This is a genomic window from Gemmatimonadales bacterium (assembly GCA_030697825.1).
Classification (GTDB): Bacteria; Gemmatimonadota; Gemmatimonadetes; order Gemmatimonadales; family JACORV01; genus JACORV01.
This window is the reverse complement of the sequence record JAUYOW010000281.1, coordinates 1-6798: the sequence shown is the minus strand read 5'-3', so window position 1 is coordinate 6798 and position 6798 is coordinate 1. Positions and strand designations below refer to the sequence as shown.

Here is a 6798-nt window from a genome sequence, read left to right as displayed (position 1 = left end):
GGGCTCGATTGCGGGCACGTGGACCGTCGCGGTGACCACGACCGGGGCCAACGGTTTCGACATCACCGGCGTCACGGACGCCGCGGGCACCACGCTCCAGCTCGAATCCTACCGCGTGTTCCTCGACGCGTAACCGAGCGTCGCGGCCAGCTTCCCGTCGGCCTCGGCTACCCAGCCGCGCATCTCCGGGGTGGTCACGTCGCCCCGGTCGCTCCCGTTCCGCGGTGGATACCGTACCCGGTCGACCGGGTGGCCGAGGAGCATCCCCAGGTCCCGCTCGGTGGACTCGGCACGGAGGAAGCCCTGCACGAGCCAGTCTCCCGTGATCCAGTCTGTAAGCATGTACCGTACCGTCCAGGACCAGAGCCCGCGCGCGCCGAGCGGCGGCGGGTCATACACCGGCAGCTCCAGGACGAAGCCCCCGGCATAGTTCGCCGGGAGCTGCGTCGCGGCGCGGAGAAAGGCAGGGAAGTCCTCGATTCCCGGTGCAAGCCGATCCAGCGCCGCGCGGACGCGAGCCACCGTGCCTGGTCCCCGGCGGGCCCGGGTCGCATGCGCCCACAGGCTCCCGTACCACTCTACCGGGTCCCGGATCGTGCCGAGGTGCCACCGGGCGCGGGGCGGGTCGGCTTCTCGAAGCCGCGCCATGGCCGGGGTGTGCTGCCCGAGCACCGAGACCGCGCCATCTTCCTCGGCCAGGACATGCTCTGCGAACGCGCTCGCCGTGCGCGGTATGCACCACGCGCAGTATTCACCCCGGGGAGAGAGCCGTGGCATCGCGCGAGACGTGTATCCCTGCCCACGGCTGGTTACGCTCCGTACGAACCCGGAGATCCTCGTGGCCGATTCCGAGCCCCTCCCGCCCGCGCTCCCGCGCTTCGCGGTGCAGATCGTCCCCCACCCGGCGACGCCCGGCACGTACGCGATGAACATCCAGGTATCGCAGCACGGGGTCACCGCGACCGAGGTGCTTCTCGCGCTCGCGCAGTGCGCGGGAAAGCTGGCGGAGCAGCCGAGCCGTGTCTTCCCGCCCGCGGAGGTCGCGCCCCCGGCGCCCCCGGCTACCGCCGCCGTTGTGCCACGAGCGCGGCGACGCCTTCGCCCAGGGCAATAGACCGGAACGTCCCCTTCTGAAACGCGCTCGCCGGGTTGACCCGGGCACGTAGCGCCGTGCCCGCCGTGTCGAAGCCCTGCACCATGACGCCGCGGCTGCGCGCCCAGGTCGCGGCCTCGGCTTGCCGGAAGGTGTCCCGGTCGAACAGGAGAGAGTGGACCTGGTCCAGCGGAGGCAGCTTCGCCGCCGGGTTGTTCTTCGCCAAGGCCGGCGCGCCGGCTTCCGCGCTCTCGTGCCACGGGCGTTCCCAGTTGCCCGCGGGGTACGCCGGCCGGGCAAGGTGGTAGGCCGCGACTTGCTTCTTGGTGAGACGCCCCTGCACCCCGTCGTTCATCTGCTCACGGACGATCTCGGCCGGGATGTCGTGCTCGGTCGCGACGTGCACGACCTCCTGCTCGGCAAGGTAGCTGTCGTTCCCGTCCACGCCCCTGAGCGAGTACCCGGGGAGCAGGACGAACCCGGGGTCCCAGTCCGTCCGTGCCCGCAAGTAGAACTCGGACGATCCGAACCCCATCTCGGGGAGCCCGGTCCAGTGGCCGATCATCGCTTTCTCGTGCCGGTGCTCCGCCCAGTCGATCCAGAAGCCGGCGACGTTCGCCCACAGCGCGTTCGCCCACGCAGGCGGCTCCTGCTCGACCCCGTAGCGTACGTTGCTCGTCTTGTAGAGCTTTCCCCGCGCGGCACCCATGTCCTGCCACCCTTGCCCGTGGCTGATCTCCAGGTTGAAGCCGTCCGGGGTCGTCGCCGGGGGCGCCAGCTCCTCCGCGGCAACCGCGACCCACAGCCCGCTCCCCGGGTCGCGGATAAAGCCCTTGGTTCCGAGAGTCCCGGCCTGCGCGGAGAGCCAGGCTCGCGCGACCACCCTCACGTCCGGGGTCCCCGCCGCGGTGAACAGCTTGTCCCGCGACATCGTTCCCGCCGCGGCCATCGCCTCGACCTGGCGCAGGGACTCGTCATTCAGCCGCGCGCTCGCCGGCCAGGTATGTACACCGGTCAGTCCCCGGTACACGACCCGGCGGCCCGGGTCCAGGATCGTCGGCCAGAGCCCGTAGCGACGCGCGACCGCGAGGTAGCGGAGGTACTTCGCGGTGCTCTCCTTGTCTGCATCGCCGCTGAACGTGTTGGCCAACATCCCCTGGATCTGACTGCGAAGCGTCCCCTGCTGGCTCGTGACACCAGCCGAGGACGGGGGCGTCGCCTCGCCCAGGAGATGCACGAGCGCGCTATAGACGCCCTTCACCGCGGAGACTTGCTCCCGGAGCAGGGTGAGTTGCCCGGGGTTGACCTTCGTGGTGCCCAGGATGCGCTCGATCGGCAGCCCCGCCATCGCGAGCGTGCGCGCCAACGCCGGGTTCGGTCGGTAGGCGCTGCGATCCCCGGTTTCGACCGGCCGGCGCGGCGCCAGCGGGACCAGGTGGACCGTGAACGCGGGGAGCTTCGCGCGCGGGTTGCGAAGCGGGCGGACCTGGATCTCCACGTAGCCACGGTGGACCCGGGTGACCGGGCGCGCATACGCGGCCGGGTTGCTCTTCACGCCATCCCCGAGGAACGGGACCCCGCCCGTCCACGTCTTCACCGTCGCCGGGTCGAGCTGGCCGAGCTTGTCCGCCTTGCCGGCGCCAGTAATCCAGTCGCGCCCCTGCTCGGCCCACAACTGGAGCGCGGGGACCAGGCGCATGATCCCGCTCGCCGCGTCCTTGAAGGTGTGCGGGGTGCCGAGTTCCTTGCCGATCGACGGTGTCCAGGTGACGCTCGGCCCGTCCTTCACGCTCCCGGTATAGCGCATCTCGTCCAGGGGCACCCACGCGCCGCCCCCGGGCACGGCCCACGCGCTCGCGGATGCGGGCGTGACCCGGAGCACGACCATGTGGAGCGTGTTCCCCTCGTTCTCCGCGGACAAGGTCACCCCGGTCGGCATCGCACCGGCCGGCGTGGACCCGAGCTGGGCCTTCGCTACGCGGAGCGCCCCGTCCGCGTGGTTCTCCCCGTGCAGCGCGGGACTCGACGGGATCGTCCAGTCCTTCCCGGCTCGCACCAGGAAGAGGCGCACCCCGTCCGTGAACAGGGGGCCGACCGCGTGCCCCACGATGGGCCCGCTCGGCAGGAGCGTGGAGGTCACGGCCGATGCAGGCGCGCCCGCCGCCAACGCCGACGCGTACACCTCGGCCAGTGCTTTTGTGCCCCACCCCTGGAACCCGTCCTTCTTCGCCAGCACTTTCCCCGGGCTCACCCGCGCAGCCAGCTCGGCCGGGTCCAACTTTGCTCCGCCGATCCAGGTACCATCCGTGGCCACCTGCTGAAAACCCGGCGCGTCATAGTTGTAGACCGCCTCGGCCCCGTGCAAGCCGAAGATCGCGAGTGCGCTCCCGTCCGGCAGGTCTTCGATCGACCCCGCGTCGTGCGAGACAACACTCCACCCGGGCGGGACAGGAGGCCCGGTGGGTGCGGGTGCCGCTGCGGGCGGGGCAGGCGGGGCGACGAACGAAGTCCCGCCCGGCCACGAGATCGCGTGAACCTTCGCATACTCGTCGGCCAGGGCGTAGCTGTTGCTGTTGGCCCAGTCGTCCCGCTGGTAGATGATCCAGTTCTCCGCCTGGGCCTGGAAGGTCCAGGCCGCGAACGAGAGGTGCTGCGTCGCATGGGCGCTCCAGGTCCCCGTGGGCCCGATCCACCTCATCTCGCCGTACACCTGCCACGTGCCGGTGATCTCTCCCGCGGGCGTGGTGGTCACGTAGAGGAAGCTGGACGCCGGGGTGGCGGCCACGACCGGGATGCTGTCCAGGCGAGTCCACCCGGGCGGCGTGGGCACGGAGACAGCCGGGACAGCGGGCACGCCCGCCGCCTCCCCGGCCGCGTGGAACGTGGCGTAGGCCACGTCAGACGAGGCGTCCGCCCATTCAGCCAAGTCATCCGCGGCCGGGTGCCCGATGATGCCGGGGGCGCTCGTTGCCAAGAGCACCCACTTCGTCTTGAGCTTCCGCCAGGCCAGGACTTCGCCGTCCTTGCGCCCGAGCATGTAGACCGAGCCTGGTTTCGCCGCGTCCAGCCCGGCTTCCGTGATCCCCTTTCCCGTCGCGGTCGCGACCGGGGGCGGCGTCGTCGCGGGGCTGGTCACGTGTGCCTGCCACGCGGTCAAGGTCGCCTTCGCAGGCAGCGTCCCGTCTCCCGGTGCCAGGAGGAGCCAGTCTCCCGCGAGCGTGTCCCCTGTGAACGGGATTGCCCCCGTCACCGTGCCGCTGGCCTGCGCGTCTCCCATCTTGCCCAGGGCCATCACGACGACGATTCCCATGCTCGCGTGTCCCCCCTCCAGGTACTTCTTGCGCACGAGGAGGCTGCCGACCGGGAGGGTCGCCGGGAGCGGCGCGGTGTAGAGCTGGAACGGGACGTACTTCGTCGCGGGCGCGGGCATCGGCGCGACCCCCACGCCGACCCCCCCGTACGGGGCGTCCCAGTTGGCCTTGGCCCAGGCGGCGAGGATGGCGGTCGAGGGCATCTCCCCCGTCCCCACGAGCGCGATGCGCACGTCCCCCGCGGGCAGCGTGTCCAGCCACCCGCTGACCATCCCACCCTCCAGGATGTAGGCCCACTTTTCCTGGGCGACCTTCACGTACGGGTTTCCCCCCGTGGCCGAGTAGGTCGCAATCGAGCCCACGGGCAGCGCGGCGAGAGACGCGTGGGTGACCGGGGCAGAGACAGGTGCTTCGCCGAGCACAGCCGACGCGGCCGTGGCCGCCATTCCACTCCCCGCGAGGCGGGCAACCCACTTGGTCGAAGACAGCCCTACCCACGTGGCGATGTCCGCGCCGGTCGCGGTCTCCACGCCGTCACCCAGGACCCGTGCCCAGGCCAGCCCCGCGGCGCCCTCCTTGCGATACCCGACCAAGTTGGTACTTGTGCGGAACAGGAGGACAGCTCCCAGGGAGAGCGCCTTGATCTCGCCCGCGGGCGCGCCGGTCATCGGTGCCGCCGACCCAGGAGCCGTCCCCTTTGTCGTGTGCGCGTGCCACTCCTCCAGGGACGGCGCGGACAACGGAACACCTGTGCCTACGCGGAGGACGAAGGTGTCGTAGTCCCACAGGGGACTCGCGGAGGGCCCCTCGGCGCCAACCAACCCCAGCTTCCCGCCCGTGGCGATGAACTCCAGCTTCCCGCCCGTGGCGATGAAGATGGGCACTCTCTCCCCGTGGGCCGCGTACGCCGTGTTCACGCCCACGGTACCGACGGGGAGCGTGGCGAAGACCGCCGGGCTCACCGTGTCGCCAACCCGGGCGGACGCCTGTGGCACGGCGGAAGCCGGCGTGGCCTCGCCCTTGCCCAGGAGATCCACGGCCCGGCTGGCGAGGGTGCCGACCAGCGTTCCCGCGGTGTCGTTGTCGAACCCTGCCCAGGTCGCCATGTCGAAGAGGAGCGCGCTGCCATTCGCGGCCGTCGCGGTAGTCAGCGCCTTGATCTTCGCGATCATCGGCGCGCTCTCCTCCGCCGTCACCCCGGCGAACACCTTGGCGGCCTGCGGGTTGATCGCGGGATCGAGCATCGTCACCAGCTCGTTCACGACCGGGCCCCAGCCCTTGTCCCCGCCCACGTCCTTCGGCTTGCCCTGCGCGCGGAACAGCAGTGCCCCGCCGTTGTCCACGCGCACGTAATGGAGCGCCGTGGTCAATGCCCACGTGGGATCCTGGAGCAAGTTGTCGTTCTCCAGCCCCACGACATCGTAGTTGGCGAGCCACGCATCCGCGGCGAACTGCCGCCGGAGGAACGCGCGCGCCTCCGCGCCCCACGACGCCTTCTCCAGGCCAGGCATCCACGGCGTCAACACCGCGCGCTGCCCGTTCACGAGGGCCGTGCGCATGTCCGGGGCGTAAATCCCCAGGGCTCGGTAGAGCGCGTTCGCCAGGACCTCGTTCGCCGCGCGGGCATCCGCGTTCCACCCGTCCCCGCTGGGCGGGAACTTCACCACGTAGACTTCCTGCGTCGTGGGATCGGTGTAGACGCCCCCGGGCACCGATCCCCCCGGCTTCGCCCCGGTCAGCACCAGTTGCGCCGCGATGACTGCGGGCGACGCGCCCCACGCGGGGTGTGGGCTCAACCCGCTGGGAAACGCGGTACCGGGGGGCTGAGCCGCGACCGACGTAGGCGCCGCCATGGCCGGCGCCGCGGCAGGTGCCGGGTGTCCGACCGTCGCCATCTCGATCCGCGCCGCCGCGATGAGCTTCGTCACCGTCTTGAGCGCGGGGGCTTTCCCGGTGCCGACGCGGACCAGGTAAAACACGCGGCCCTTGCTCTCCGTGTCCCGCAGGATCTCCTGCACCTCGTCCGGGGTGGTGGGCACGATGCTCCCGTTTCCGAAGACGGCCATCCAGCCTGCCGAGTACCGCGTAAAGCCGATCAGATCGCTCTTCCCACCCGGCCCCTGGATCGCGAACATGCTCCCCGTCTTGAGCATGCCCACGTTCGCGGGGCTGAGGTGGCGACCTGGCTCCACCTGGACCTTCGCTGCGCTGAGAATCGCAAAGTCGCGCGCGCGCCCCTTGGTCGAGGTCGTCTCGCTGATCTTCGCCTCCGCGTCCGCCGCGGAGAACCAGCCCACCGACGCGGTCTCCTTGTCCATGTGCGCCGGGTCGTGGGACACCGGGCGTGCGAGGAGCATCAGCGTCTTCGTCGTCTCGCCCTCGAACCAGCCGAGG

General features: G+C 70.9%; 2 protein-coding genes. Both read right to left on the bottom strand.

Translation table 11 applies throughout. The features are described from left to right. Positions 1–108: 108 nt before the first annotated feature. Positions 109–933: a hypothetical protein gene (locus Q8Q85_13640; GenBank protein MDP3775300.1), complete on the bottom strand. Its 825-nt coding sequence runs from the start codon at positions 931–933 to the stop codon at positions 109–111. Between the two features lie 128 nt (positions 934–1061). Continuing rightward, positions 1062–6761 carry a hypothetical protein gene (locus Q8Q85_13635; GenBank protein ID MDP3775299.1) on the bottom strand — a complete coding sequence of 1900 codons (5700 nt, stop codon included), beginning with the start codon at positions 6759–6761 and terminating at the stop codon, positions 1062–1064. Positions 6762–6798: the final 37 nt, after the last annotated feature.

Bases quoted from the DNA above. Each gene is read 5' to 3' on its own strand.
- Q8Q85_13640 (MDP3775300.1), bottom strand. From the start codon at position 933: ATGTTCATCGCGTACGTGCCGGGCGTCGCCGGGTGGGGGACGATCTGC.
- Q8Q85_13635 (MDP3775299.1), bottom strand. From the start codon at position 6,761: ATGCTCCTCGCACGCCCGGTGTCCCACGACCCGGCGCACATGGACAAG.